The organism is Marinobacterium iners DSM 11526, assembly GCF_900107855.1.
GTDB classification, from domain to species: Bacteria; Pseudomonadota; Gammaproteobacteria; order Pseudomonadales; family Balneatricaceae; genus Marinobacterium; species Marinobacterium iners.
The window spans coordinates 149,468-174,152 of sequence record NZ_FNRJ01000004.1 but is presented as its reverse complement, the minus strand read 5'-3'; the positions used below and the strand labels follow the sequence as shown (position 1 = coordinate 174,152).

The 24,685-nt window shown below is 57.0% G+C and carries 21 protein-coding genes and 1 other RNA gene; 9 read left to right on the top strand and 13 right to left on the bottom strand.

The window, feature by feature from the left end; translation table 11 throughout:
* The first annotated feature begins 55 nt into the window (after positions 1-55).
* The 3 genes from BLV48_RS06730 to BLV48_RS06720 all read left to right on the top strand — a co-directional run bounded on the left by BLV48_RS06730 (position 56) and on the right by BLV48_RS06720 (position 2,876).
* Entirely contained in the window at positions 56-1,678 is a 1,623-nt protein-coding gene (locus BLV48_RS06730) for a LamG-like jellyroll fold domain-containing protein (RefSeq protein WP_091824954.1), read from the top strand.
* A gap of 250 nt (positions 1,679-1,928) precedes the next feature.
* Complete coding sequence (locus BLV48_RS06725) at positions 1,929-2,195, top strand: IPTL-CTERM sorting domain-containing protein (RefSeq protein ID WP_091824951.1); 267 nt, start codon at positions 1,929-1,931, stop codon at positions 2,193-2,195.
* Between the two features lie 234 nt (positions 2,196-2,429).
* Positions 2,430-2,876, top strand: coding sequence for a DUF3124 domain-containing protein (locus BLV48_RS06720; protein ID WP_091824948.1), 447 nt, complete (start codon positions 2,430-2,432; stop codon positions 2,874-2,876).
* 151 nt (positions 2,877-3,027) lie between these two features.
* Here the strand turns inward: BLV48_RS06720 and ffs are convergent.
* Together ffs and BLV48_RS06710 are read right to left on the bottom strand one after the other, a co-directional pair.
* Positions 3,028-3,124: signal recognition particle sRNA small type (gene ffs, locus BLV48_RS06715), an RNA gene on the bottom strand.
* A gap of 87 nt (positions 3,125-3,211) precedes the next feature.
* Entirely contained in the window at positions 3,212-3,823 is a 612-nt protein-coding gene (locus tag BLV48_RS06710) for a LysE family translocator (RefSeq protein WP_091824946.1), read from the bottom strand.
* A gap of 121 nt (positions 3,824-3,944) precedes the next feature.
* Here BLV48_RS06710 and BLV48_RS06705 point away from each other — a divergent pair, with 121 nt between their 5' ends.
* Complete coding sequence (locus tag BLV48_RS06705; protein WP_091825145.1) at positions 3,945-4,490, top strand: DUF2058 domain-containing protein; 546 nt, start codon at positions 3,945-3,947, stop codon at positions 4,488-4,490.
* Positions 4,491-4,591: 101 nt separating this feature from the next.
* Positions 4,592-5,395, top strand: coding sequence for a response regulator (locus BLV48_RS06700; RefSeq protein ID WP_091824943.1), 804 nt, complete (start codon positions 4,592-4,594; stop codon positions 5,393-5,395).
* Here BLV48_RS06700 and alr read toward each other — a convergent pair.
* From alr to BLV48_RS06645, 11 genes are all read right to left on the bottom strand, one after another.
* Positions 5,383-6,462: an alanine racemase gene (gene alr / locus BLV48_RS06695; RefSeq protein ID WP_091824941.1), complete on the bottom strand. Its 1,080-nt coding sequence runs from the start codon at positions 6,460-6,462 to the stop codon at positions 5,383-5,385. The genes BLV48_RS06700 and alr overlap by 13 nt on opposite strands.
* Positions 6,463-6,486: 24 nt before the next feature.
* Positions 6,487-6,876 (bottom strand): RidA family protein, encoded by a 390-nt coding sequence (locus BLV48_RS06690; protein ID WP_091824937.1) that lies wholly within the window; start codon positions 6,874-6,876, stop codon positions 6,487-6,489.
* 80 nt (positions 6,877-6,956) lie between these two features.
* The gene (locus BLV48_RS06685; RefSeq protein ID WP_091824935.1) at positions 6,957-8,213 is read right to left on the bottom strand and encodes a D-amino acid dehydrogenase; all 1,257 of its coding nucleotides are present in this window, start codon (positions 8,211-8,213) and stop codon (positions 6,957-6,959) included.
* Positions 8,214-8,623: 410 nt separating this feature from the next.
* Positions 8,624-9,238 (bottom strand): response regulator, encoded by a 615-nt coding sequence (locus tag BLV48_RS06680; protein WP_091824932.1) that lies wholly within the window; start codon positions 9,236-9,238, stop codon positions 8,624-8,626.
* A gap of 130 nt (positions 9,239-9,368) precedes the next feature.
* A complete protein-coding gene (locus BLV48_RS06675; protein WP_175527606.1) occupies positions 9,369-9,695 on the bottom strand; it encodes a DUF2149 domain-containing protein in 327 nt (108 codons plus the stop codon).
* Positions 9,692-10,198, bottom strand: coding sequence for a MotA/TolQ/ExbB proton channel family protein (locus BLV48_RS06670; protein ID WP_091824929.1), 507 nt, complete (start codon positions 10,196-10,198; stop codon positions 9,692-9,694). The genes BLV48_RS06675 and BLV48_RS06670 overlap by 4 nt, the downstream gene beginning before the upstream one ends.
* Before the next feature lie 40 nt (positions 10,199-10,238).
* Positions 10,239-14,333: a cobaltochelatase subunit CobN gene (gene cobN / locus BLV48_RS06665; protein ID WP_091824926.1), complete on the bottom strand. Its 4,095-nt coding sequence runs from the start codon at positions 14,331-14,333 to the stop codon at positions 10,239-10,241.
* 11 nt (positions 14,334-14,344) lie between these two features.
* Positions 14,345-16,612: a TonB-dependent receptor gene (locus BLV48_RS06660; RefSeq protein WP_091824922.1), complete on the bottom strand. Its 2,268-nt coding sequence runs from the start codon at positions 16,610-16,612 to the stop codon at positions 14,345-14,347.
* A gap of 2 nt (positions 16,613-16,614) precedes the next feature.
* Positions 16,615-17,013: a TonB family protein gene (locus BLV48_RS18955; RefSeq protein ID WP_175527605.1), complete on the bottom strand. Its 399-nt coding sequence runs from the start codon at positions 17,011-17,013 to the stop codon at positions 16,615-16,617.
* 351 nt (positions 17,014-17,364) lie between these two features.
* Positions 17,365-17,769 (bottom strand): ExbD/TolR family protein, encoded by a 405-nt coding sequence (locus BLV48_RS06650; RefSeq protein WP_091824917.1) that lies wholly within the window; start codon positions 17,767-17,769, stop codon positions 17,365-17,367.
* Between the two features lie 15 nt (positions 17,770-17,784).
* The gene (locus BLV48_RS06645; RefSeq protein WP_091824914.1) at positions 17,785-18,351 is read right to left on the bottom strand and encodes a MotA/TolQ/ExbB proton channel family protein; all 567 of its coding nucleotides are present in this window, start codon (positions 18,349-18,351) and stop codon (positions 17,785-17,787) included.
* A 167-nt stretch (positions 18,352-18,518) separates the two neighbouring features.
* On the opposite strand from BLV48_RS06645, the gene BLV48_RS06640 reads away from it, so the two are divergent.
* From BLV48_RS06640 to rbbA, 4 genes are all read left to right on the top strand, one after another.
* Entirely contained in the window at positions 18,519-19,277 is a 759-nt protein-coding gene (locus BLV48_RS06640) for a TlyA family RNA methyltransferase (RefSeq protein ID WP_091824911.1), read from the top strand.
* Between the two features lie 60 nt (positions 19,278-19,337).
* A complete protein-coding gene (locus BLV48_RS06635; protein WP_091824908.1) occupies positions 19,338-20,867 on the top strand; it encodes a bifunctional GNAT family N-acetyltransferase/carbon-nitrogen hydrolase family protein in 1,530 nt (509 codons plus the stop codon).
* 79 nt (positions 20,868-20,946) lie between these two features.
* Positions 20,947-21,945: an HlyD family secretion protein gene (locus tag BLV48_RS06630; RefSeq protein WP_091824905.1), complete on the top strand. Its 999-nt coding sequence runs from the start codon at positions 20,947-20,949 to the stop codon at positions 21,943-21,945.
* Positions 21,946-21,955: 10 nt separating this feature from the next.
* Positions 21,956-24,685, top strand: a complete 2,730-nt coding sequence (gene rbbA / locus BLV48_RS06625; RefSeq protein ID WP_091824902.1) for a ribosome-associated ATPase/putative transporter RbbA — start codon at positions 21,956-21,958, stop codon at positions 24,683-24,685.

The window sequence follows — 24,685 nt, the reverse complement described above, 5'->3', positions numbered from 1 at the left end:
GCTTGTTTTTACGGCTTTTGTTACCTTACCGCCATTGACCAAAATGGAAAAATAGATGCGCACCGTAATATCCAAGCCGTTCGGATGGCTAAAATATAAGACAAGATTATTCATCCTGTTGGTATGCGTCATGCCTGTTTCAGGGACTTGGGCCCAGAGTGTCGCATTGGATTTTGACGGCCAGAATGACTACGTCACCCTATCCAGTGTGCCGCAGCAATGGTCCAACTTGCTGGATAACGGGTTCAGTTTAACCCTTCAGGTTCAACCCAAGGGTTTAGGCTCCTTCCAACGTTTATTTTTTATTCAACAGGACGGCAACAATTTCGCCACTGCACTGTTTAACGGTTCCGGCGAGGTTTATTTTTTCATGCGACATAACGGTTCTTTCTATTCAAGAAGAAGCCTATCCAACCTGAGCATCGGCGTCTGGAAGAGTCTGGCCTTCCGCTGGGAGCCCGGCGGCAGCGAGGTTTCCATCTGGACCAATGGCCAAAACACTACATCGGCAGGCGGTGCAGGTTCATCAAGCGTAGGTACTGACAATACCTTCACGCTGGGCGGGCGCACGGACGGCCAGCAGTTATTTAATGGGGTACTGGATAATGTCCGCGTTTGGGGTTCCGCGCTGGATGCCGGCAGCATCAGTCAAATTGCCAATAATTACTGTCTGAGTACCGGCAACCCACTCCATGCCTACGACTTTGAAGTCGGTACCCCAGGGGCAGACAATACCGGCCTGAATACATTGCCGGACCTGGTCGGCAGCAACCCCGGTTCCCTGTCAGGATTCAACCTCGTTGGCACCCGCTCAAACTGGGTTGAGGGTCAGCCCAATTGTGCCGATTTCGATTTTGCCCTGAGTTCATCGGTTTCGCACTCTGTCGTGGCGCCAGCCGATCTACTCATTTGGTCTGCCACGGTGAACGGAAGCACCCTGGTGTCCGGCACTCCACTACCCAGTGTAGAAATAAGCTTGCCTTTGCCTGCCAGTCTGCAGTTCATGTCACTGACAGCCGATCCGATATTCAGCTGTACAACACCGACGGTGGGTACATCAGGCAACGTGTATTGTACCGCCAGTGGGCTGGTGGACCCTGCCAGTTACACCCTTGATGTCACAACCCGTGTTGACCCTGCGGCTGCCCCCAATACGACCCTTAAAGCAGAGTGGAGCCTGTTACAGCCGCAGAGTGATCGATTGCCGACGAATAACAGCTCCATGGCGTCCGTCGTCCGAGTCAGTAATGAACTGTTACTGGTTGATGATGATGTGACGCTGAACGATTCATCAATCGATATCAATGTGCTTGCAAACGACGCGGATAGTCCTGGCGGCCCCGGCCTTGATCCTGCCAGCCTTATTGTCAGTGTGCCCGCTTCAAATGGGACGGCCAGCTGTGACTCAAACGGCTGCAGCTACTCGCGTGACAGCGGCTTCAGTGGCACCGACAGCTTTATCTACCAGGTTTGCGACGCAGGCTCTCCCCGTGTATGTGACGAAGCGACTGTGCGCATTGAAGTGCTCAAAGTTGTTTTGCCTGCGGCCGTTGCAGTGCCGGTCGCTGGACCACTCGCATGGCTAGTGCTGATTTTCGGCCTTAGCGGTCTGGCGCTTTACCAGCTCACGATCTCGAACAAATTTCGCGTCCGACTTCATCAATTGGACTCTGATTAGCAAATTCGACGACAGAGCCAAGTGCTAAACGGAATTTAAAATGAAAAGTGTCCTCCCTTCTTCTTTCACGCAACTGATGGTTCAAGTGGTGATCTGTTCAACTTCACGCTCATGGCACAAGGCCTAGAAGCACCTCCGCGACGCGCCGAGATGCAGCTAACACTGTCCGAAGGACCACACAGTGGCAAAATGCTGCACCTGTCCGTCACAGACAGCGAATGGAATCTGAATTCTGCCCAGAATCTGACAGTTGCAAACCTGGGCTCGATACTACAAATACGGCCCAACGGCAGACATCTCTGCTGACCACTGGTATGCCCACCCAGTGACCGATGGCGGCGCAGGCGACAGTGACCTGAGTGTCAACGGCATCATTGATGATCCGGGCGGCCCGGCATGGATAACACAGGACGTCGCTCCAATCCCCACACTGCCGCAGTGGGCCATGATGCTGCTGGCGGGGATCATGGGCATGCTGGCCCTGAGCAAAGTACAGCGAGTAGAAAAATCTGACTGAGGCCCCACCCCCTCACCAAGAACGATTCGCCGTAAAAGCATCGCCGTTCTTGGTGAGGGTATTGTGCTAACAGACCGTATAAACGAAAACAGTCGCACTCTGTGTATCACTTCAGTTACTGTATATTTTCCTGTTTCCACGTGGGAAGAGCAGGATAAGAACAGCTTTCAAAGCGACTCGTACTATGTTAGAAGTATGCTTTATACTTTAAAATCAGACATTATAGTACCCACTATGAAATCAAAAAAATCATGCTTATTTCTATGTCTTATATTATTTTCAACACTTTCTTTTGCAAATGAAACAAAAAACAAGCAAACGATGTATATACCAGCATATTCAAACATTTATTTTGGAAACCAAAAAACGCCCATATCTCTTACAATAACGTTAATGATAAGGAATACTGACCCCCTGAATTCAATACGCATAAAAACAGTTAATTACTATGATAGTAAAGGAAAAATGATCAATTCATTCTTGGATTCCGATCTACTCTTGAGGCCATTATCATCTACCGAATATGTTATTCCTCATAAGGATAAAGAGGGAGGAAGTGGAGCGAGCTTCATCGTTAAATGGGATTCAGAAAAAGAAGTTAACACCCCCATTATTGAATCAATAATGACAGGCAATCAAGGTGTATCTTTCACTGCCAGAGGGAAAGAAATTTATAATTAATTTTATATTTTTTAAAATACTTCTTTCATATGCTCGTGGCATTAGATAGGAGTTATAGTGAATTACCTTGAGGTATACATCTGTGCTACAAAGCAGAGAAAAATTAAAAATCTAATCAATATCAGGGAGAATATGACATATTGGGTGGCAGTTCCACCAGCCACATCCCGGCACACGAGTCGACCGCTGTGGCTGCTCCCTTCCGGGCCTGACCAGGTTCACGGTGTATCGTTGCGAGAGGACCGGCAGAACCGCCATAACGAGGCGTTGCGCCCTGTCTCAACAGACAGGCGCGCAGTATAAGCATCCGTGACCAGGATTGCAAACGCCCCCGATCAAGGCACCACAACGCGCACGGCCAGACCGATCAGCACCACACCGGTCAACTGCTCTACCCGCTTAAGGTGGCGCCGCAGCCAGGCCAGCAGGTGCGACTGGGAAAACAGCAAAGCCACCAGCGAATACCAGAGGCCATCTACAACGGTTGCCGTTGCCACCATCAGCAACTGGTCACTAAGCGTCTGATCTGCAGTAACGAACTGAGAGAACAGCGCAGTAAAAAACACCGCCAGCTTGGGGTTCAGCAGCGAAATCAGTGCTCCCGACCGGGCCGCCTGCCACAGGCTGTCGCGTGCGCCCTGCTCGGCCTGTAGCCCCGGCGCCGATGCATGACGCAGGGCATTGAACCCCAACCAAACCAGATAGGCAGCCCCCAGCCAGGTCAGAATCTGATAGAGGGTTTCATGACGGCTTACAAGCAGCCCGAGCCCCCACACCGTTGCCATCGCCCACAGCCCAACCCCCAGCGCATGGGCACACCCGGCAGCTATGCCATGACCCCGACCGTTACTGACGGTTTGACGCAGCACCACCGCAAGGCTGGGGCCCGGCGACATCGCCCCCAGCACACAGATCAACAGCAACGAAAACCACAACATCAATGACATTACTCTCTCCTTAAAACTCCCTGATGACCCGTTCAGACCACTGTCGATCATGCCCGCCAAGGCAGACTATGCTATAGTCCTGCGCCGTTATCACCATGAATCAGGTATCCGAGGGTTCACCATGGCAGGCTCACTTCAGGACCAGCTACTCAACGCAGGCCTGGCAAACAAAAAACAGGCCAAACAAGCCAAGGATCTTAAACGCAAACAGTCGAAACAGAAACGGGGCGGACAGGCCAGCGTCGATGAAGAACACCAGCGGCGCGAAGCCGTTGAGGCGGCACGGCTGGAAAAGATTGAGCGCGACCGTGAACTGAACCGTCAACGTCAACAAGAGCAGGCACATAAAGCGGCCCAGGCCGAAGTCCGCCAGCTGATCGAGACTCATCGACTGCCTTTGTCGCCCAAGGCTGAGTTGCGCTACAACTTTGTACACGGCACCACCATCCGCCATCTCTATCTTGAGCAGAAACAGATCGACCAGCTTGCCCGCGGCCAGTTGCGTATTGCCGTACTCGACAATGGCTACCACCTGATCCCGGCCGAAGTCGTTGAGCGTATCGAAGCACGCCTGCAGGATGTTGTTCTGCCACGCCCTGTGGACGACACCCCTAAGCCGGATGACCCCTATGCCGATTATCAGATTCCCGACGATCTGATGTGGTAATCACTGCGGGCCTGACGCCGATCAGGCCTTGCCTCTGTCCTCATCCTGCAACAACTGATACGCTCAGTCCAAAAATCCCCACCAATGGCAGGACAATGCGGATGAGTACCCTGGGTGTCAGTGAACTGAACATACTGCTGGTCGAGCCTTCCGCCATGCAGCGCAAAATCATGATTCAGCAGCTGCAGGATGAGCAGGTCATGGCAATCGATACCGCCGCCAACCTGCATGAGGCGCTGGAGAAGATCATGAAGGTAAAACCCGACCTAGTGATCAGTGCTTTGCACTATGACGATGGCAGCGCAGTTGAGCTGCTGGGTGCCATTCGTCGCTTACCGGAGCTGGCCGACCTGCCGTTCATGCTTGTATCGAGCGAGACCCGCAAGCCACAGCTGGAAGTGTTCAAGCAGTCTGGCGTGGTCGCCATACTGCCCAAGCCTTTTACCCGTCAGCATCTTGGGTCCGCCTTAAATGCTACCCTGGATCTGCTGGGCAAGGATGAGCTGGAGCTGGAGTTCTATGACGTGGAAAGCCTGCGGGTGCTGATCGTGGACGACAGCCGTATGGCACGCAAGCTGATCCATCGTGTGCTGCACAATCTGGGCATCGTACACCTGCTGGAAGCGGCGGACGGGCGCGAAGCGATCGAGCTGCTGCAGCGTGAAACGGTCGACCTGGTGGTCACCGACTACAACATGCCGGAAGTGAATGGACTGGAGCTGGCTGAATTCATTCGCAGCTCTGAACTTCACTCTCACCTGCCGATTCTGATGGTGACCTCGGAGGCCAATGAAACCCACCTGAGCCATGTCGAGCATGCGGGTGTAAACGCGCTCACTGACAAGCCGTTTGAACCCGAAACAGTCAAACGGCTTCTGGTGCGCCTGCTGGATCAGTCAGAGTAAACGCGCGGTACACGTGGGGTCAGGCAGGTCAGCAACGTGTAGGGGATGGTATCGCACCACTGCGCCACTTCAGACACCGGCAACCGCTGCCCCCAAAGCTCTACCCGGCTGCCGATATCTGCCTGCGGGATATCGGTCAGATCAACCGTCAGCATATCCATCGATACCCGGCCTGCCAGTGATGTTCTGACGCCTTCGACCAGCACGGGTGTACCGTTACGGGCATGACGTGGGTAACCGTCGCCGTAGCCCATGGCCACGGTACCAATACGGCGCGTACGATCACAACTGAACGTCGCACCATAGCCCACCGTCTCACCCGCCGGCACTTCTCGCACCGCGATGATCTCGGAGCTGAGCGTCATACCGGCCCGCAGCTGATCCGCCACCGGGTTCGACTCACCAAAAGGCGTTGCTCCATAGAGCATGATGCCGGGGCGCAGCCACTGTCGGTGTGCCTCAGGCCATGCCATCACGGCAGCGGAATTCGACAGGCTTGCCCCCAAACCAAGTTGCGCCGCAACCCGATCAAAACAGCCCAGCTGGTCGCGGGTCATCGGCAATGACGGCTCATCTGAGCGGGCAAAGTGGGTCATCAGTAACACCTCACTAACCACTTCACATTGACGCAGACGCGCCACCAGCGACTCAACCTGATCAGGTGCCACACCCAGGCGGTGCATGCCGGTATCCAGCTTGAGCCACACCGGGAAACGCGCCGGGCTGCTGAACTGCTCCAGCCAACGTACCTGATGCTCACTGTGCAATACAGGCCAGAAACCGTGCTCGGCGATCAATGGCAATTCATCGGCGTCAAAGAAACCTTCCAGCAGAATGATCGGCTGGCGCAGCCCGGCTTCACGCAGCTCCATTGCCTCCTCAATGCAGGCAACGCCAAAAGCATCAGCATCATTGGCCAATGCACGCGCCACCGGCACTGCACCGTGGCCATAGGCGTTCGCCTTGACGATGGCAGCCGCCATCGTCGTTGGCGCCTGTGCCTTGGCCAGGCGGTAGTTGTGAACGATCGCATCCAGATGGATATCCGCGCGCACTTTACGGCTCATGCCCTGCCCTCCACCAGCTGGCTGTCAGTCCTTTAACACCATGATCGCTTCCACTTCGATATCGGCGTCCTTGGGCAGCGCCTTGACGGCGTAGGCCGCACGGGCCGGATAGGGTTCGCTGAAGTACCGCGCCATCACTTCATTTACCTGTGCAAAATACTCAAGATCAGACAACAGGATCGTCACCTTGGCGAAGTCACCCAGTGAACCACCGGCGGCTTCTGCAACGGCTTTCAGGTTTTCAAATACACGCACCGCCTGAGCCTCGAACGAGTCGGTCACCATTTCCATGGTCGCCGGATCGAGCGGAATCTGACCTGAAAGATACACGGTATTGCCGACACGAACCGCCTGAGAGTAGGTTCCGATGGCGGCCGGAGCGTTTTCAGTGCTGATGATGCTGCGATTGGACATGTTATTTTCCTGTGCTTGATGATAAATGGAATCGGCAGACTATAGCGCAAATTGCCTCTACTGCCAGAGAATGCTGTGTTTCAACCGGCGTAACGGTCAAGGCTCAGCCCCTCCGTTTCAATTGCCGGCGTCTGACCACAGATTATATCGGTGATATAGCGGGCAGAGCCAAGTGACATGGTCCACCCCAGCGTACCGTGGCCGGTATTCAGAAACAGCTCGGGATAACCCGTTGGGCCCAGAATCGGGGTGCCATCGGGCGTCATCGGTCGCAGCCCTGTCCACAGCTCGGCCTGCGACGGGTCCCCACTGCCACCGAAAAGGTCGTTGACCACAAATTCCACATTAGCACGCCGACTCTCGGGCGTAGACAGATCATAACCTGTCAGCTCTGCCGTTCCCCCTACACGAATGCGATCACCCAACCGGCTGACCGCAACCTTGTAGGTCTCATCCATTACCGTTGATTCCGGTGCTCTCGATGCATCCGTAATCGGGATGGTGAGCGAAAACCCCTTGACCGGGTAGATTGGCAAACGCATCCCCAAAGGCTTAAGCAATTGGGGACTGTAGCTGCCAAGCGCCACCAGATAACGATCACCCCGTACGTCACCGCCCGAAGTCTTAACGCCTTTGACTCTCCCCTGCTCGGCCTCAATAGAGTCGATGGTTGTATCAAACCTGAACTCGACCCCCAACGCTTCACAGCGTTTTGCCAGTGCCTGAGTGAACAGAAAGCAGTCGCCGGTTTCGTCACCGGGCAAACGCAAACCGCCAACCAGCTTGTCACGCACATGTGCGAGGGCTGGCTCATGTTGCAGTATTCCCTCTCGGCTCAGCGATTCATAGGCAACACCGCAGGATTCCAGGATACGGATATCCTCAAGCGAGGCATCAAGCTGCTTTTGGCTTCGAAACAGTTGAATCAGCCCCTGAGCCCGGTTGTCATACTCGATACCGGTTTCCCGGCGCAGCTCGATAAAACAGTCTCGGCTATATTCTGCGATACGCAGCATGCGCGACTTGTTACGGGCATAGGCTGACCGGGTACAGTTTGAGAGCATACTGACCAGCCAGCGCAACATGGCAGGATCCAGACGTGGTGCCACACGCAGGGGCGCCAGATCCTGCAACATCCATTTGATCGCCTTCAGCGGCACGCCGGGGGCCGCCCAAGGGGCCGAATATCCCGGTGATATCTGGCCAGCATTGGCATGACTGGTTTCCAGTGCCGACTCCGGCTGGCGATCAATCACCACCACCTCATGGCCGGCCTGGGCCAGATACCAGGCACTGGTCACGCCGATAACGCCACCGCCAAGAATAATCACACGCATAGCAACACCTTCATGTTCATCGTTATGCAACAGAAGTCACTATTCTGGATCAAAAATGACGTATTTATTTTCCGTATTTATATTTATTTATAGAAAAATAATCTTATAAAAATTCAAAAGAAGATTTTTCAACTGCCATAAAGCACACAAGGCAGTGAATACCGCCAGCCACACGCAGAGACGAGCACGCAGGCACTGAAGTTCGCCAACAAACGTGTCAGCTGATCATAGACTCAAAGATGAAGTTTCGGACAGAACGTGAATCGAGGGTAAACAAGAAGGAAGGGGGGTGGTCCTATTCAGCTGTATCGGATTGGCCCCCACCTAACCGACACAGCCTTTCAGACCATAACGCGAAAACCGACTCCGGCTTCCGTTTTTTCCGATTCTAAAGCGAAAGAAAGTGAATTTCAAATCTGATCAGACATTCCCAGCAAAATCTGTTCAACCTTTTCGCGCAAGCGCGCAAATGGAATCGGTTTGGGTAACACCTCTATACCCCTGCTGATCTCGTCGATACGATCCTGTACCTGTCTCATCCCCAATGCCGTAACCACAATCAGCTGCATCTGCTGCAGCAGCTCCTGACGCACCAGCGCCTGGATAACACTGAAGCCATCAACATTCGGCAGGTTAAGATCCAGTATCAGCAAATCGGGCTCAAAGCGCCCCAACTCCAACAGCCCCTGGTAGCCGTCCACTGACTGGCGCAACTCCACCGGAAGCCCCCAGCTGCGAATAGTCAGGGCGTAGAGCCGCTGCAGCGCGGGCTCATCCTCAATCACCTGCAGCCTCACCGGACGGGTTGGCTCGGGGCGCACCGCATCCGCTGCGGCTGTGACAGCCTCACCACTGCGAATCTTTTCGGCCAAACGCTCAATCGCACCGAGACTGAAGCGTCGATGTCCGCCTGGTGTCTTCCAGCCATGCAAAATGCCGGCGTCCGCCCACAGCTGTATGGTCCGAGGGGTTACTCCCAGCAATTCAGCGGCTTTACGACTGGTACACAGGTCTTGGCTTGACACCGAAATTCTCTATCCAGATCAATGATTAGAACGGCATCATGTTAATCCTTTGCCGGCCGTTTGCAAAATGAAAGCGGCCGGGGCCCTGAATACGAACACAAAAAAAGCCGCGCACAAGACACCCGGGGTCCTAGCCCTCGGGAACATACACCATGGAGCCGTCCTGCAGCCGGTAAGTGATGCCAGCCTTCACGCCTTCGCCTTCGCCTACTTCGCCTGAGGAGGTGTAGTGCTTGAGCGTTTCGCCCTCTTTGACGATCATCTCCATGTTGTCCTGCCCCGGGTTCTTCACCACGACCACCGAATCGCTGGTCAGAGGATTGAGCGGGTTCTGGATGATGACGATCAGCAGCACGGCGATGATCACCAGAAACACATCGATCAGGTTGACCACGCTGGTGATCGGATCTTCCTCGTCGTCACGCAGGATCGACAGGGGTCGGCGCTGTGTCGTCATGCAGCCTCCTTGAGTGGCACCGATGCCGCCTCTTGCTGGCTCAGCAGCTGGTGCAACTCCTCCAGCAGCCAGCGCTTGCGTACCGACAGAATCCAGTAGCTGACCGACGCCGCCAACAGCGCGATGATCACCGCCGAGAAGGCCACCACCAGATTGTCAGCCATGCTCTGGGTGTTGCCGGCCGCCACCGCCATCAGCGCAGGCCCCATCGGGATCATGGTGGCGATCAACCCCAGCATGGGCGCGATGCGGTTGATCAGCCGCGGCCACTCGGTCTGCTTTAGCAGCGCTAGCTCCAGCTGTTCCTGATCAATCCGGCCATGATGCCGGGCTACCCGTTCCAGTGGCCCGGTGCGCTCGGGTCGAGTACGTCGTTGCACATACTCCATCAAAAACTGCCCAAGCATGAACAGGGCATAAACAAACATCAGTATCAGCACCAGCAACACCGGGGTCAGAAAAATGCCGGTGATGCTGTACAGCCATTGTTCCAGTTGGTTCATCTTATTTGATTCCTTTGATCAGATTCACTTCAGGCTCACATCAGGCACGGGCGCGGCGCCCTTGGTGCCAGAATCCCGCCGCAATCGGCAGCAACAGCATAAACAGCCAGTAGTCCAGTGGACTGTCCTGCACCTCCTGACTTACCTCTTCCAGTTTCTGGCCGCTAACCTGCTCGCCCTGGGGCTGAGGCTCATTGGCACCTTCCGGCGGTGGCGTGGCGGCACTGCTGGCCTGATCCGGCGCCGGGGCGGCACTGATGCCATAGCCAGCCGCCTTGTCAGCCACGAACTGGGCAAAGGTGCGGTTTTCGGTGTACACATCATGTTTGGCCGCAATCTCGGTATACACCTCGACCAGCTCACGCAGGGTTTCGTCACTGGCCTCCCAGTAGCCCTTGCGGATCGCTTCGATCATGCGTTCGCTGATCTGCGCCAGCGCCGTGGGGTTGGACTGTTCAAACCACTCACGTAGCCCCAGCTCATACTTGTCCTTGACGTATACCTCGTGGAAAGCCTGCCACTGGTCGTCCCTGACCACATTGCGATCCATCACCTGCCAGCCCCAGAAGTTGTTGATCGTCTTCAGCATGTTCAGGGTGCCGGCATAGTCCTCCTGCATCATCTCCTTGACCCAGTTCGGATGCTGGTAGACCGACCTCAGTTCCATCGCCATGAAATTGGCCGCATCCTGCAACCGTGCCTTACGCGGGTCGCGCATGTTGGAGATATAGAGCTGGGGTGCCTCGCCATCCAGGTATTTCACCGCCATGGAGATGCCGCCCAGATACTCGAACGGATGATCGGTATCCAGCAGTCCGCGCAGGTTGGAAGAGCGCGAGAACACCGCCGCGTCAGTGCCCTTCAAGTGCTGAGCATAGGTGTTGACCACCTTGCCTTCGGCGTCGGTCAGCTTGCGGCTCCACTGGCTGGCATCGGGGCCGTAGGCCCAGGACATGCGCGACAGATAGAGTTCCTCCAGCTTGCCGTCGCCCTCCTCCCACTGGTCCGATCCCAGCGTGGCCTCGGGCAGCTTGGTGCCGTAGTCGCCGCTTTCGGTGCCGAACACCCGTGTCAGCGCATGATTTTCCGCCTGCTCGGCAGGAATGCCCTGCGCCACCAGCTCTGCACGAATACGCTCGGTGTTGGCACGGACGAAGTTGAGTTCTTTCGGCTCCTTCAACGCCGCCACCAGGGTGACCGCTTCATTAAAACGCTCCATCACCACCGGAAACTGGTCACGATAGAGCCCGGTCAGGGAAATCACGGTGTCGATGCGCGGACGCCCCAGCTCCTGCTGCGGAATCGCTTCAATGCCGGTCACTCGGCCACCACGATCCCACACCGGCTTCACCCCCAGTGCCCAGAAGATCTGCGCCTCCAGCATGCCCAGATGACGCATGGTCTCGGTACTCCAGAGCGTGAAGGTCAGCTTCTGCGGATAACGTCCGTGCTGCGCCTTGTAGTTGTCGATCAGCTCCTGCATCGCCTTCACCCCGGCATCATAGGCGGCCTGGGTGGGCACCCGGTTGGGATCGAAGCCATATATATTGCGCCCGGTCGGCAGCGCATCGGGGTTGCGGATCGGATCGCCACCATAGCTCGGATCAATGAATCCGCTGGACAGACCGGTGATCAGCGCCCGGGTTTCCGCTTCGGCGGCATAGTTGTCCGCCAGCTGACGTGCTTCCCTGACCAGCTGCTGCTGCGTCGGCGGCAGGGCATCCGTTGCGGCCTGCTGCACCACATACCTGAGTACGAAGCGGTAGGGCTCTGTTTGCTTGATCTGCTCATAGTCCGCCACGAACAGAGCATCCGGGTTGTCGATCCCCAGCTCAGCGGCCAGTGGCTTGAGCAGAATCAGCATCAGGTTCATCGCCCGATGTTCGTCCGTCATGGTGTCGCCGAAGGTGTGTAGTCCCAGGGGCTGCAGGGCTCCGGCCAGCAGCTCGATATGGTCCTCGACCCTGCGCAGGTGAGTTTCGAAATCCTGCCGCCAGGCCTGCTCATCCAGCCCCACGTCCTTGTGCAGGTTCTGCTCGATCACCGCTTCGATGATGTTGGCCTTGGCCGTTTCCTTGACCATACCCTCATCCACGCCGTGATATTCCCGCAGCAGGTCATTCAAAGCCGTCAGCTCCGGTGCCAGTCCAGCCGGGGAAAAGGCCGGCGTCTGGTGCGAGATCACCACACCGCGACCACGGCGCTTGACGTGGATCGCTTCGCCGATGTTGTCGACGATATAGGGATAGAGCACCGGCGTATTGCCCACCAGCAGGTTGGGATAATCATAGGCCCAGAGTCCGCGCTCCTTGCCCGGCGTCCACTCCTGGGAGCCGTGGGTACCGAAGTGGATGATGGCATCGCTGCCAAAGCCTTCGCGCAACCACAGATAGGTGGCCAGATAGCCATGGTGCAGCGGCACCTTGGTGTCGTGGAACAGGTCCTTTTCGCGCTCGTCGCCGGGCCGGTCGCTGCGCTTGGGCTGCGGCAGGATCACCAGATTGCCGGCCTCAATACGCGGGATGGCAAAGCCTTTTTCCCCGTCCTTCTCCACCAGCCAGCCACTGCTGTCCGCATCGCCCCAGAACCCGGTGATCTCGCTACGCACGCTGACCGGCAGCGCCTCAAACCAGCGCTGATAGTCCGCCAGCGGCATAAAGGCCCAGTGTTCTGTCGCCGTCAGTTCCTGTAACGCTTCTTTACGGTAGAAAGGCCGCAACAGCGTACCGAAGCTGTCGATCAGAGCCTGTTCGTCACGGCTCTCCAGCCGATAACCCTCGGCCTTGAGGTCTTCGATCAATTTAGCGACCGAGCGCGGCACGTTCATGTTGGACGCACTGATATTCTGCTCCCCGGCCGGGGTGTTCCAGAACACCAGCGCCAGCCGCTTGTCGGCATTGGCCTTGCGTTTCAACTGTGCCAGCTTGACCGCCTTGCCCAACAGCAGATCGAGCTGCTCCGGCATCGGCACCATCTCGCCACCCTCATTGGTCGACAACACTACCGGGTCCTGAATGCCGATGTACTCCGCCACCGACAGCCGGAACGGGATGTAGAAGGTACTGATACCGGCCAGATCGGCCTGGTATTCCTCGCGGTTGCCGTTGCGGTAGTTGATCACGTTCAGTACCGGCATATTCTGCGCCCGGTAGCGCGCCAGCCGCTGGTCCGGTCCGACACCGAGAAAGGTGTTGACGGTCATCACATCGACGACCCGTTCGTCATCCAGTGTGATCAGCGGTTCGTCCAACTGGTGCGGCGCCAGTTCCTTTGGATTGGGGAAATCGCCCGGATTGCGCTCGATGACCGGCTCGCTCTGCGCGGCCACAGCAGTCGGCTTGCCGGCTCCCGGCCGGCCCCCTGCCGGACGCCCACCGCCGGAACGACCTTCACGGCGTGGCGGCGTCAGGCTACGTGCATCGCGGTAGTAAACGACGGGCACGGCGTTACGCGCTTCAGCACCCAGAATGAATTCATCGAGCATGCGGTTCTGCGCATCGGCGATATAGCTTGAGCTGGTTTCCATGCCGATCACCGGCAACGCCTGCCACTCCTTACCCATGCGCGCTTGCCACCATGACAGGTAGCTGGCCAGGTCGGTAAACAGCTCGCCCGGCGCATCCGGGTGGTAGATGGCGCCATCTGGCATCGGCACGGCATCAGGCACCTGCGTCCAGTCTTCGCCCTTGAGCCAGGTCGCCAGGAACTGAGCCAGGTAGGCCCTGTTCTGCTCGCGTCCGCCCAGATAATAGGCGTAGAGACGCTCGGCAAAGTCTGACTCGATCCGTTCGGCCCTCAGCCGGCTCATCCAGTTCATCCGGTTGATATGCACCACCGGCCTGGCAAAGCGACGCCAGTACTCACCGGCCCGGCTCTCGACCTCGGCGATATCCTCCTGACGGGGCGCATCCACGACAATCAGTCTGGCCGCCTGTATGGCCGCCGCCAGCCCCTCGGCGTCTGTATTACTGACATCAAGCCAGTGCAGAGACACTCCTTCGGCATCGGCCGCCCGGGCTACCTGATCCAGCTTTTTGCCCAAGACAAAGTCGGTGGTCAGCAGCACCACATCGGCCGCACTGGCCGCCGTTGCCCACAGACACAGCACCAGGCCGGTCAACACTCTCGACAACATGCTCAGGCTCCTCAGAAGCGATAGCGTACACCGGCCTGCCAGCGGCGACCGGTGGACGGAATGATGGACAGGTCTTCAGCGTTGTAGACGCCGTCATATTCCATGCCGGTGGCCGGGCTGCCATTGCTGTCGTTGACACCGCGGGCAATGACCCAGTACTCCTTGTCAAACAGGTTGTCGATGCGCATGAATAGCTGAATGTTGTCTTGCTCACCGCTGCCAACCCTGAGGTTGTACTCGGCCATCAGGTTCACCAGCGTGCGTCCGGCCCACTTCTCCTGATTGATCTCATCGGCCCAGGCGGTGGAGCGGTAATCAACTTCGGTGGTCAGTTTCAGGTTGTCGATGCCAAACCAATGCAGCCTCGCATTGATCTGGTGAGGGGATACCCGCGGCACCCGGTTGCCCGTGTTGTCGTAGTGCACCAGGGTATAGCTGTTCACCGGGTCGTTGAAACCGGCCGGATCGACATAGCCGAAGCGCCCGTAGGGGTTGCCCAGCGCCTGATAGAAATCGTCGTAGCGGGTAAAAACGGAATGCAGCCAGGTATAGGACAGGTCGAACGCAAAATCCTGATGCAGCTCGGTGGTTAACTGGAGCTCAAAACCGCGCGTTCGCGTACCACCTATATTGTCGTAAATGGCCGCTTCACCCGTCACATCATGACTGGCGCTGTTCGGGCTGTACTGACCACTGGTGTCAAGAATGAAATCATCACGTTCGACCTGGAAAACAGACGCACTTAGAGCACTGGGCCAGCCACCGAGATTGAAAGCCTGACGAAGTCCCAGTTCGTAGGTCAACGATTCTTCGGGTTCCAGATTCGGATTGTTGGCCACCGCTTGGTCGCCGCCGAGATCGGTGCGGTACAGCTGCGACAACGTCGGCGTTCTGAAACCGGTGGAGGCACTGGCAAACAGTGTAGAGCCCGGGGTCAGGTCGTGGGTCAGCCCCAGACGCCAGGAGTTGACGTTGAAGGCCTTGTCAGCGTCGGTGTCACTCAGATGGTCTCGGTACTCAACCTCAATTCGGTCATGGCGGGCATTGGCGGTCAGAGTGGTGTCCTGCGCCAGTTGATACTTGAACTCCACGAACAGCGCCTGGGTGTCGGTTTGACCTTCATCCTCGCTGAGCAGTGTGCCCGCAGCCGTGGTCGCGCCCCGAGAGAAGGTGCGATAGTCCCTCAGCGCGCGCACTGCATTGTTCGTGCTGTCCCGGCGCAGATCCAGCCCCAGCAGTGTCCCCAGGCGGTCGCCGCTGTGGTTGAGCTCCAGCTTCAGGCCACGCTGGGTCTGGGAATAATCGGTATCGTACTTGTAATCATCCGCCGCAATGGTACGCGCACCCGTGCCATCATAACTCATCGGGCCGGACCAGAAGCTGGTGTCGTCCGTGTACTGATAGACCAGGCCATGCAGGCTCAGGCTATCATTCAGCTCACGTGAATACGCCAGATTGAGGCGTTCAAGATCCACATCGAAGTTACGGGTATAGTCACGTGACGCGGTATTGCCCTCGGGGTCGGTCGCGGCCTGGGTCGCTCCCTTGACCGAACCGCTGCGATCCCGATAACGGTCCGACTTTTCGAAGCCGAAACTCAGATCGCTAACCTCATCCGGATACCAGGTGATGTTGCCCGACAGGGTTTCTGCCCAGCTGTTACCCAACGCATAGAAACCATCGCTGCTGCGGTCGGCGTACTGAACATGCGCCTGCAAGTTGTCGGTCCCGCCGCCAGCTCTCAGTACGGAGCGCTCATAGCCGAAGCTGCCTCGCTCATGCTCCAGCGAAACGCCTTGTTGCGCATAACCACGCTTGGTCTTGATGATGACAGCACCAGCCAGCGCGTCTTCACCGAACAGATAGGAGGCTCCGCCCTTGACCACATCGATGGACTCGATGTTATCCAGATCGATATTGACCTTGCCGGTGCGCTCAAACACCGGCACGCCGTCAATCACGATCACCACGCCCGGCGGCTCACCCATGTAGCGCTGATTCTCGACCCCCCGGATCTTGATCTTGATATCCTCACCGCCGGACTGATCCGTGGTGATGCCGGGGATCGCCTGCAATACCTGCTGAAGATTCTGCGCATGCTGCTGCTCGATCTCTTCCCGCGAAAGCGACACAGTGGAACTGGGTTGAGTTCTGTCCTCACCGAAACGGTCCTCGATAGTCGAGGAGTACACCCGAATCACCTGCTCCTGTGCCTGTACAGCGGCAATCGGCAAACCCGCCAACAACATGGCGGCACAGAGTTTTTTATATCCTTTCATGGTTAGATCCTGTCCTGAAGCGAATAGATCATGCGAACCTGCACACTGACTGGCGCCTGCCCCGGATCGGGCGGATAGGGCAAGGCTCGGCGCACCGCCTGCAGCGTCGAAGTGCGAAACGCGGTATGCCCTTCCAACCAATGAAATGCCTGCATCTCTCCTGTGTCATTAACACTGACGCTGAAAAGCACTTCATCGGACAGCCCCCTCTCTCGGGCGCGGCGTGGGTAGGTTTTATATTGCTCGATGCGCTGAGTAAGACGCTGGGCATAACTGGGTTTAAGCGGTTTGGGCGCAGTATTCACTGGTGGCGCAGGAACTGCCGACTCAGCGGATGGTGGCGGTGTTACAGCAGTAAGGCTTGCTGTCTGGTCAACAGACGCCGTGACATCTTCCTTCATGTCAGAAACCGTGGTCGGCCTCCGGGAAGGTGCAGACTCGGCAGGTACGTGCGGCTTTTCCTGAACAATACTGTCTTGCCTGACGCTTGGTTTTGGCTGCTCAGTGGCTACCGCTACAGCTGCTGATGAGGTACTTGGCGGAGCCAGAACGGGAGGTGGCGGAGCTTGAACGGGAGGTGACGGGGCCTGAAGGGGAGGTGCCTTCGATTGATAAACGGCCACCAATATGGGCTCAGCTGTATAGTCCGGTGAGTGCGTCACTCCTCTGAACCAGTCCAGGTCCAAAAAAAACCAGGTCAACATCACATGCATCAGGCAGGAGAGCAGCACGCCCTTGAAGATCATGCTCAGCTACCTCACCGGCTCTTCAACGGCAAAACCGATAGTTGATACTCCCTGCTGTCTCGCCCTGTCCATCAACGCCATAACCGGCTCAAATGGAGCACGCTCATCAACCCTCAGTACCAGTGATTGTTGCTTTTCAACCATCTGCAAGAGCAACGCATCCAACTGTTCATCAGACAGTAACCGGTCAGCCTGATATAAATGACCCATCAAACTTATATTGATGAACACAGGCTCATCGATATTTCCTTCATCCCCGCTTTTGGCATCGGGCAAGCTGACTTCGAATCGTTTTTCATTGATAAAGTGAGATGTCAGCATGAAAAACACCAGAAGAATGAAAACAATATCAATCAATGGCGTTATATTAATACTCTGATTGGATAACCGCTTTCGAGGATAATACTGCATGGCATTTTCCTATAATCAGATCCCTTGACTTTCAACAGGCTCATGAATTACCTCAGAAACAGCCACATATAGCTGCCAATGATGCTTTTCAATCAATGACTCCAATGCATGCAGGAAGAACAATAAAGGCAAGGCAACCGCCAAACCTACACCTGTTGTAAGCATGGCCTCCCAGATACCGCCCGCGAGCATCTGCGCATTGACGCCCGCACCTTCTGACTCAATGACACGAAATGCCGATATCATGCCAATAATGGTGCCTAAAAGCCCCATCAAGGGAGCCGTATTGGCGAGTACGCTCAGAGTTTTTAGCCCGGTTTCAAAATACCGTATGTGCGTGGTTATCAAACGCTGAGCAAGAACACGAAGAGATTCCTGATCCAGGCCTGATTGTTGTGCAACCGTGAGGCGCTGAAATATCTCTTTGTATTCACCGGTAGAATTATCAGGCACCAGAGGATCTGAGTAAGCCCCCCGATCTTTTAAGAGGCGCAAATAGGCCGATATAACTATGGAAAATCCCACGACCGAGTAGGCGACAAGCATCCAGGTTATTACACCACCTTTTACTAATATATCCATGGCGCCCCCTTATTTTTCATGGCGCCATTTTAGGTATAAAAACATATAATCCAATGCGACATAGTGTCACAGGAGCAATCACTGTCTGTAGTGAGCACAATCCAGATCAGGCACCCTATCGCATAGGGTTTCGGTATAATCACCCAATTTAACTCAGGATCATCGCCATGCAACGACTGGATCTGCTGTTGGTGGAACGCGGCATTGCCGAGACACGCACCCGTGCCCAGCGCCTGATCAAAGAGGGTCGCGTCGAGGCTGAGCTGGGGCAGTGGCAGCGATTGGACAAACCCTCTTTCAAGCTGCCGGTTGACACTCCCGTGCGTGTGGAGAGCAGTGACGAAGACCGGTTTGTTTCACGCGGTGCCCTCAAGCTGCAGCATGCACTGGCGTCACTCAACCCTGGTGTTGAAGGCATCACCGCACTGGATGTGGGTCAGTCCACCGGCGGCTTCACCGACTGCCTGCTGCAACACGGTGCTGCCAAAGTCGTTGGCATTGAAGTTGGTCACGATCAGCTGCACCCGCGCCTGCGCCAGGATCCGCGGGTCATTTGTCTGGAAGGCTATAACGCCCGCGCACTGGAACCGTCACTGCGTGATCACACTCCCGAAGCACTGGGGTTCGAGCTGGCGGTGATGGACGTTTCATTCATTTCACAAACTCTGATCCTGCCATCACTCGCCCCTCTACTGCGACCCGAGGGTCTGCTGATTACGCTGGTCAAGCCACAGTTTGAAGCCGGCCCTGAACATATCGGCAAGGGTGGTCTGGTACGTGACTCCGCCATCTATGAACGGATACGTCAGAAAATTGAAGCCTGCTGCCGCGACAATAACCTTTTACCCTGTTGGTGGAGCGAAAGCCCGATTACCGGTGGTGATGGCAATCGCGAGTTCCTGCTCGCCGCTCGCCGGTCAGGCTGACTTGCGCCCATTCCCACCCTGCCGCACACTGCAAGCGAATTCCGCTAAAGAGGACCGATCATGCGCATCGAAGACATGCACCTTGTCATCCGCAACCTGGAACATGAGGACTACCCCCGCCTGAAAGTGCTGATGGACCGTGTCTATGATGATATTGGCGGGTCCTGGCCCGAACACACCATTAACAAGCTGATCGAGGAATTTCCTGAAGGCCAGATCTGTGTATTTGACGGTGATGAACTGGCCGGCATCGCGCTGTCAGCACAAGTGCGTTATGACCGCTTCAGCAACCCTCACTCCTATGAAGACCTGATCGGCAAGCGGATGACCATCCTCAATGACCCCGACGGTGATGCCCTGTACGGCCTGGATGTGCTGATCCACCCGGAGTACCGCGGCTTTCGCCTGGGTCGCCGCCTGTATGAGGCACGCAAGGAGCTGTGTCGTCAGTACAACCTGCGCTCGATCCTGGCAGGGGGACGCATTCCCAATTACTACAAACACGCCAGCGAGATGACCGCCAGTGAGTACATTGGCAAGGTGCGACAACGCGAACTATACGACCCGATCCTGACCTTCCAGCTGTCGAACAATTTTCAGGTCAAACGCCTGCTGGGCAGTTACCTGCCGGAAGACACCAAGTCTCAGGGCTATGCCACCTTGCTGGAATGGAACAATATTCTGTTCGAGCCCGAAGACAACGTTATCAGCAGCCGTCCGACCCAGGTTCGAATCGGTGCCATCCAGTGGCAGATGCGTGAAGTGGAGTCGGTGGAGGAGCTGCTCAAACAGGTCGAGTATTTCGTCGACACACTGTCTGAATATCAGAGTGATTTTGCGCTGTTCCCGGAGTTTTTCAACGCGCCGCTGATGGGCCTGACCGATCAAACCAGCCAGACCAGCGCCATCCGTTTTCTGGCAGGGTTCACCGAGCGGTTCCGTAATGAGATGTCCCACTTTGCGGTCAGCTACAACATCAATATCATCACCGGCTCGATGCCGCTGCTGGAAGGTGACCACCTCTACAACGTCAGCTACCTCTGCCGCCGTGACGGTACGGTGGAAGAGCAGCGCAAGCTCCACATTACCCCGCATGAGCGACGTGACTGGGTCATTCGTGGCGGTGACCAGCTGCGTGTATTCGAAACCGATGCCGGGCGTGTAGGCATCTTGATCTGCTACGACGTGGAGTTTCCCGAACTGGGCCGCCTGCTGGCGGATCAGGATATGGATATTCTGTTTGTGCCTTTCTGGACCGACACCAAGAACGGCTACCTGAGGGTGCGCAACTGCGCTCAGGCACGGGCAATCGAGAACGAGTGCTACACCGTCATCTGCGGCAGTGTGGGCAACTTGCCTTCGGTTGAAAGTCTGGACGTGCAATATGCGCAGTCATCCGTCTTCTCGCCTTCTGACTTTGCCTTCCCGCATGATGCCGTGATGGCCGAAACCACTCCCAACACCGAGATGATCATGTTCTCAGATCTGGATTTGGACCAGATCCGTGTGATCCGCAACGAAGGTTCGGTCACCAACCTGAAAGATCGCAGGCGCGATCTGTACAACCTCAAGTGGCGTCACGAGATGTGATCAAGCCCACTGCGCTGGCCTCGTGCGGGCCGGCGCAGTACACTGAACACAACAGGTACCCGGCTACAAGGAGTTAAACGTGCGCCACCTGCTTCCTTCTGTTGTCATACTCGCCCTGCTGGCCACCGCCGGCATCTACCTGTTCAACCCACTGAGTGACGAACACGCATTGCCGCCGGGACTAACCGCCGCCAACGGTCGTATCGAAGCAGCGGAGATCGATATTGCAACCAAGGTGGCCGGCCGGATCGTTGAAGTTATGGTGCATGAAGGGGACCTGGTCAAACAGGGACAACCCCTGGCGCGACTGGATAGCCGTCAGCTGGAGGCCCAGCTGGCGGCCGCCGAATCCGCAGTACGCCAAGCCGAGCAGCAGCACCTGTACACCCTTGCTGTTGTTCAGCAACGCGAGAGTGGTCATACACTCGTTCAAAAGGAGCTGGCCCGAGTGCGTAGCATGGTCGATAAGAAACTGGCTTCCCAGGACAAAATGGACCAAGCACTCAACGCCAGCCAAAGCGCAGCGGCTGCACTGCTCGCGGCGCAGCGCCAAGCTCAGTTGGCACTGGACCAAATCACGGCCGCCGAGGCGAACGCGGATCAGATTCGCAGCCTGCTGGATGACACCCTGCTAACCGCGCCGGTCGCAGGACGAGTACTCTACCGACTGAATGAACCGGGCGAAGTACTGGCCGCCGGGGGCAAGGTGATAACCCTGCTTGATATCGGTCAGGTTTATATGCCGGTCTATCTGCCGACCGCCGAAATCGGTCGCCTGAACCTGGGTGACGAGGCGCGCATTCTGGTTGATGCCCTGCCGGAGGTTGCCATCCCGGCCCGCATCACCTTCATCTCGCCGCAATCCCAGTTCACCCCTAAAGAGGTGGAAACCCGCAGCGAGCGCGACAAGCTGATGTTTCGCGTCAAGGTCAGTATCGATCCTGCCGTACTGGAACAGCACCGCGACAAGGTCAAGACTGGCCTGCCTGGCATCAGCTATCTGCGCCTGGATCCTCAGGTCCACTGGCCGGAATGGCTGACACCGCCTACCGGCCTGACCACTGCCGACGCACTTTGAGGAGATGACCATGTCGGACACTGTGGCCCACCTGGTTAGTGTCGGCCACCGCTATGGCGACGTGACCGCGCTGGAACCCACCACCCTGGCACTGCCTGCCGGCTGCATGATCGGCCTGATCGGGCCGGACGGTGTCGGCAAGTCCACCCTTCTGAGCCTGCTGGCCGGTGTGCGCAAGATCCAGACGGGCACTATCCGCCTGTTCGAGGGCGACCTTAGCCAGCCGAGCTTTCGCCGCCAGGTGTGCCCTCGTATCGCCTACATGCCCCAGGGGCTGGGGCGCAACCTTTACATGACCCTGACGGTGGCGGAGAACATCGACTTTTTCGCCCGCCTGTTTGATCAGGACCGACGCGTTCGCGCGGCACGCATTGACGACCTGTTGCACAGCACCGGCCTGGCTCCCTTTCGCGATCGACCGGCAGGCAAGCTGTCCGGCGGCATGAAGCAGAAACTGGGGCTCTGCTGTGCACTGATCCATGACCCCGACCTGCTGATTCTGGATGAACCGACCACCGGGGTGGACCCGCTGTCCCGCCGCCAGTTCTGGCAACTGATCGAGCGCATCCGCCGTCAGCGGCCCGGCATGAGTGTACTGGTCGCCACCGCCTATATGGACGAGGCCATGGGGTTCGACTGGCTGGTAGCGATGAACGCCGGCCAAGTGCTGGCGACCGGCAGCCCGCAGCAGCTGCTTGCCCGCACGGGCGCTCTGGAACTGGATACCGCCTTTGTCCGCCTGCTCCCCGAGTCCGAAGGGAAGACCCACCAGCCCTTGCAGATTCCGCCCCTTGAACTGAATGACCAGAGCATCGCCATCGAAGCCAAGGGGCTGACTCGCCGTTTCGGCCGTTTCACCGCCGTCGACAATGTCAGCTTCAAAATCCGGCGCGGCGAGATCTTCGGCTTCCTCGGCTCAAACGGCTGCGGCAAAACCACGACCATGAAGATGCTGACCGGCCTGCTCGAACCCAGTGAAGGCGAGGCGCTACTGTTTGGGCAGCCCTTGAATGCTCGCGATCTGGCGACCCGCGCCCGCGTCGGCTTCATGTCGCAGGCGTTCTCCCTGTATGAAGAGCTGAGCGTGATCCAGAACCTGCTGCTGCATGCGCGCCTGTTTCACCTGCCGCCGGCGCACAGGGAATCCCGCGTCGCCCAGCTGCTGGATCAGTTTAGCCTGACCGAGTATCGCGACCAGCTGGCCACCGCTCTGCCACTTGGTATCCGTCAGCGCCTTTCTCTGGCAGTGGCGATCATTCACGAACCCGACATCCTGATACTGGACGAACCCACCTCCGGCGTTGATCCACGGGCACGTGACGACTTCTGGCGCGAACTGGTTCGCCTGTCTCGCGAGCAAGGGGTCACCATCTTTATCTCAACCCACTTTATGAACGAGGGCGCCCGCTGTGACCGCATCTCGTTGATGCATGCCGGTCAGGTCCTCGCCTGCGACACACCCGACGCACTGATCCGACGACAGGGTAGGGAGACGCTGGAAGAAGCGTTCATCGATTACCTTCAGGCTGAGACACAGGATACTGACACACCACCGGACACAAAGCCGGAAGCCGATACCCGGCCCGAACCGGCAACCACAGCCCCCAACCGTCTGTTCAGCCCGCGCCGCCTGCTGGCCTACTCTCGCCGCGAAACGCTGGAGATCCTTCGCGACCCCATACGCACGGCTTTCGCACTGCTAGGTTCGGTAATTCTGATGCTGGTGCTCGGCTACGGGCTATCGTTCGATGTGGAAGACCTGACATTTGCCGTGCTGGATCATGACCGTACCCCGGAAAGCCGGGCCTACATCGACAACATTGCCGGCTCACGCTACTTCAACCGGCAAGCGGATGCCGTTTCGGAAGCCGAACTGGAACAACGCATGCGCAGCGGCAAACTCGCCGTCGCACTGATTCTTCCGGCCGGATATGGCCGTGCGCTGAAGCTGGGACAATCTCCAGAGGCCGGTGTATGGATCGACGGCGCCATGCCCTTCCGCGGCGAGACCATTCACGGCTATCTGCAGGGGATGCACCTGCAATACCTGATACAGCTGGCCACCCAGCTGCGGGTGGATATTTCGGCGCTGCAACCGGCCGGATTCCAGGCCCGCTACCGCTACAATCAGGACTTTCGCAGCCTCAACGCCATGGTTCCGGCGATGATTCCGATTCTACTGATCTTCATCCCATCGATCCTGATGGCACTGGGCGTCGTGCGCGAGAAAGAGCTGGGCTCGATCACCAACCTCTACGCCTCTCCGGTAACACGGCTGGAGTTCCTGCTTGGCAAGCAGTTGCCCTATATCCTGCTTAGCATGATCAGTTTTATCGGTCTTGTACTGATTTCGGTCATCCTGTTCCAGGTACCGCTAAAAGGCAGCTTTCTGCTGCTAACACTGGCGACACTGCTCTATGTGACAGCAACCACGGGACTGGGACTGTGCATTTCGGCCTTCACCAAAACACAGGTAGCAGCACTGGCCGGCACCGCCATCATAACGCTGCTGCCGGCGATCAACTTCTCCGGACTGACCCAGCCCGTCACATCATTGGAGGGGGTCGCTGCCCTGGTCGGCAACGGTTATCCAACTACCTGGTTCCTGACCATCAGCCGCGGTATTTTCACCAAATCACTGGGGCTGGCCGAACTCTGGCCACACCTGCTGATGCTGGCCGCCTTCATCCCGGTATTGACGCTGTTGAGTTTGGTCCTGCTCAGGCAGCAGGAGCGCTGA

What these genes read in the sequence shown, in the direction of transcription:
- BLV48_RS06730 (WP_091824954.1), top strand. Translation starts at nt 56, where the DNA reads ATGCGCACCGTAATATCCAAGCCGTTCGGATGGCTAAAATATAAGACA.
- BLV48_RS06720 (WP_091824948.1), top strand. Translation starts at nt 2,430, where the DNA reads ATGAAATCAAAAAAATCATGCTTATTTCTATGTCTTATATTATTTTCA.
- BLV48_RS06710 (WP_091824946.1), bottom strand. Translation starts at nt 3,823, where the DNA reads ATGTCATTGATGTTGTGGTTTTCGTTGCTGTTGATCTGTGTGCTGGGG.
- BLV48_RS06705 (WP_091825145.1), top strand. Translation starts at nt 3,945, where the DNA reads ATGGCAGGCTCACTTCAGGACCAGCTACTCAACGCAGGCCTGGCAAAC.
- BLV48_RS06700 (WP_091824943.1), top strand. Translation starts at nt 4,592, where the DNA reads ATGAGTACCCTGGGTGTCAGTGAACTGAACATACTGCTGGTCGAGCCT.
- alr (WP_091824941.1), bottom strand. Translation starts at nt 6,462, where the DNA reads ATGAGCCGTAAAGTGCGCGCGGATATCCATCTGGATGCGATCGTTCAC.
- BLV48_RS06690 (WP_091824937.1), bottom strand. Translation starts at nt 6,876, where the DNA reads ATGTCCAATCGCAGCATCATCAGCACTGAAAACGCTCCGGCCGCCATC.
- BLV48_RS06685 (WP_091824935.1), bottom strand. Translation starts at nt 8,213, where the DNA reads ATGCGTGTGATTATTCTTGGCGGTGGCGTTATCGGCGTGACCAGTGCC.
- BLV48_RS06675 (WP_175527606.1), bottom strand. Translation starts at nt 9,695, where the DNA reads ATGACGACACAGCGCCGACCCCTGTCGATCCTGCGTGACGACGAGGAA.
- BLV48_RS06670 (WP_091824929.1), bottom strand. Translation starts at nt 10,198, where the DNA reads ATGAACCAACTGGAACAATGGCTGTACAGCATCACCGGCATTTTTCTG.
- cobN (WP_091824926.1), bottom strand. Translation starts at nt 14,333, where the DNA reads ATGTTGTCGAGAGTGTTGACCGGCCTGGTGCTGTGTCTGTGGGCAACG.
- BLV48_RS06660 (WP_091824922.1), bottom strand. Translation starts at nt 16,612, where the DNA reads ATGAAAGGATATAAAAAACTCTGTGCCGCCATGTTGTTGGCGGGTTTG.
- BLV48_RS18955 (WP_175527605.1), bottom strand. Translation starts at nt 17,013, where the DNA reads ATGAAGGAAGATGTCACGGCGTCTGTTGACCAGACAGCAAGCCTTACT.
- BLV48_RS06650 (WP_091824917.1), bottom strand. Translation starts at nt 17,769, where the DNA reads ATGCAGTATTATCCTCGAAAGCGGTTATCCAATCAGAGTATTAATATA.
- BLV48_RS06645 (WP_091824914.1), bottom strand. Translation starts at nt 18,351, where the DNA reads ATGGATATATTAGTAAAAGGTGGTGTAATAACCTGGATGCTTGTCGCC.
- BLV48_RS06640 (WP_091824911.1), top strand. Translation starts at nt 18,519, where the DNA reads ATGCAACGACTGGATCTGCTGTTGGTGGAACGCGGCATTGCCGAGACA.
- BLV48_RS06635 (WP_091824908.1), top strand. Translation starts at nt 19,338, where the DNA reads ATGCGCATCGAAGACATGCACCTTGTCATCCGCAACCTGGAACATGAG.
- rbbA (WP_091824902.1), top strand. Translation starts at nt 21,956, where the DNA reads ATGTCGGACACTGTGGCCCACCTGGTTAGTGTCGGCCACCGCTATGGC.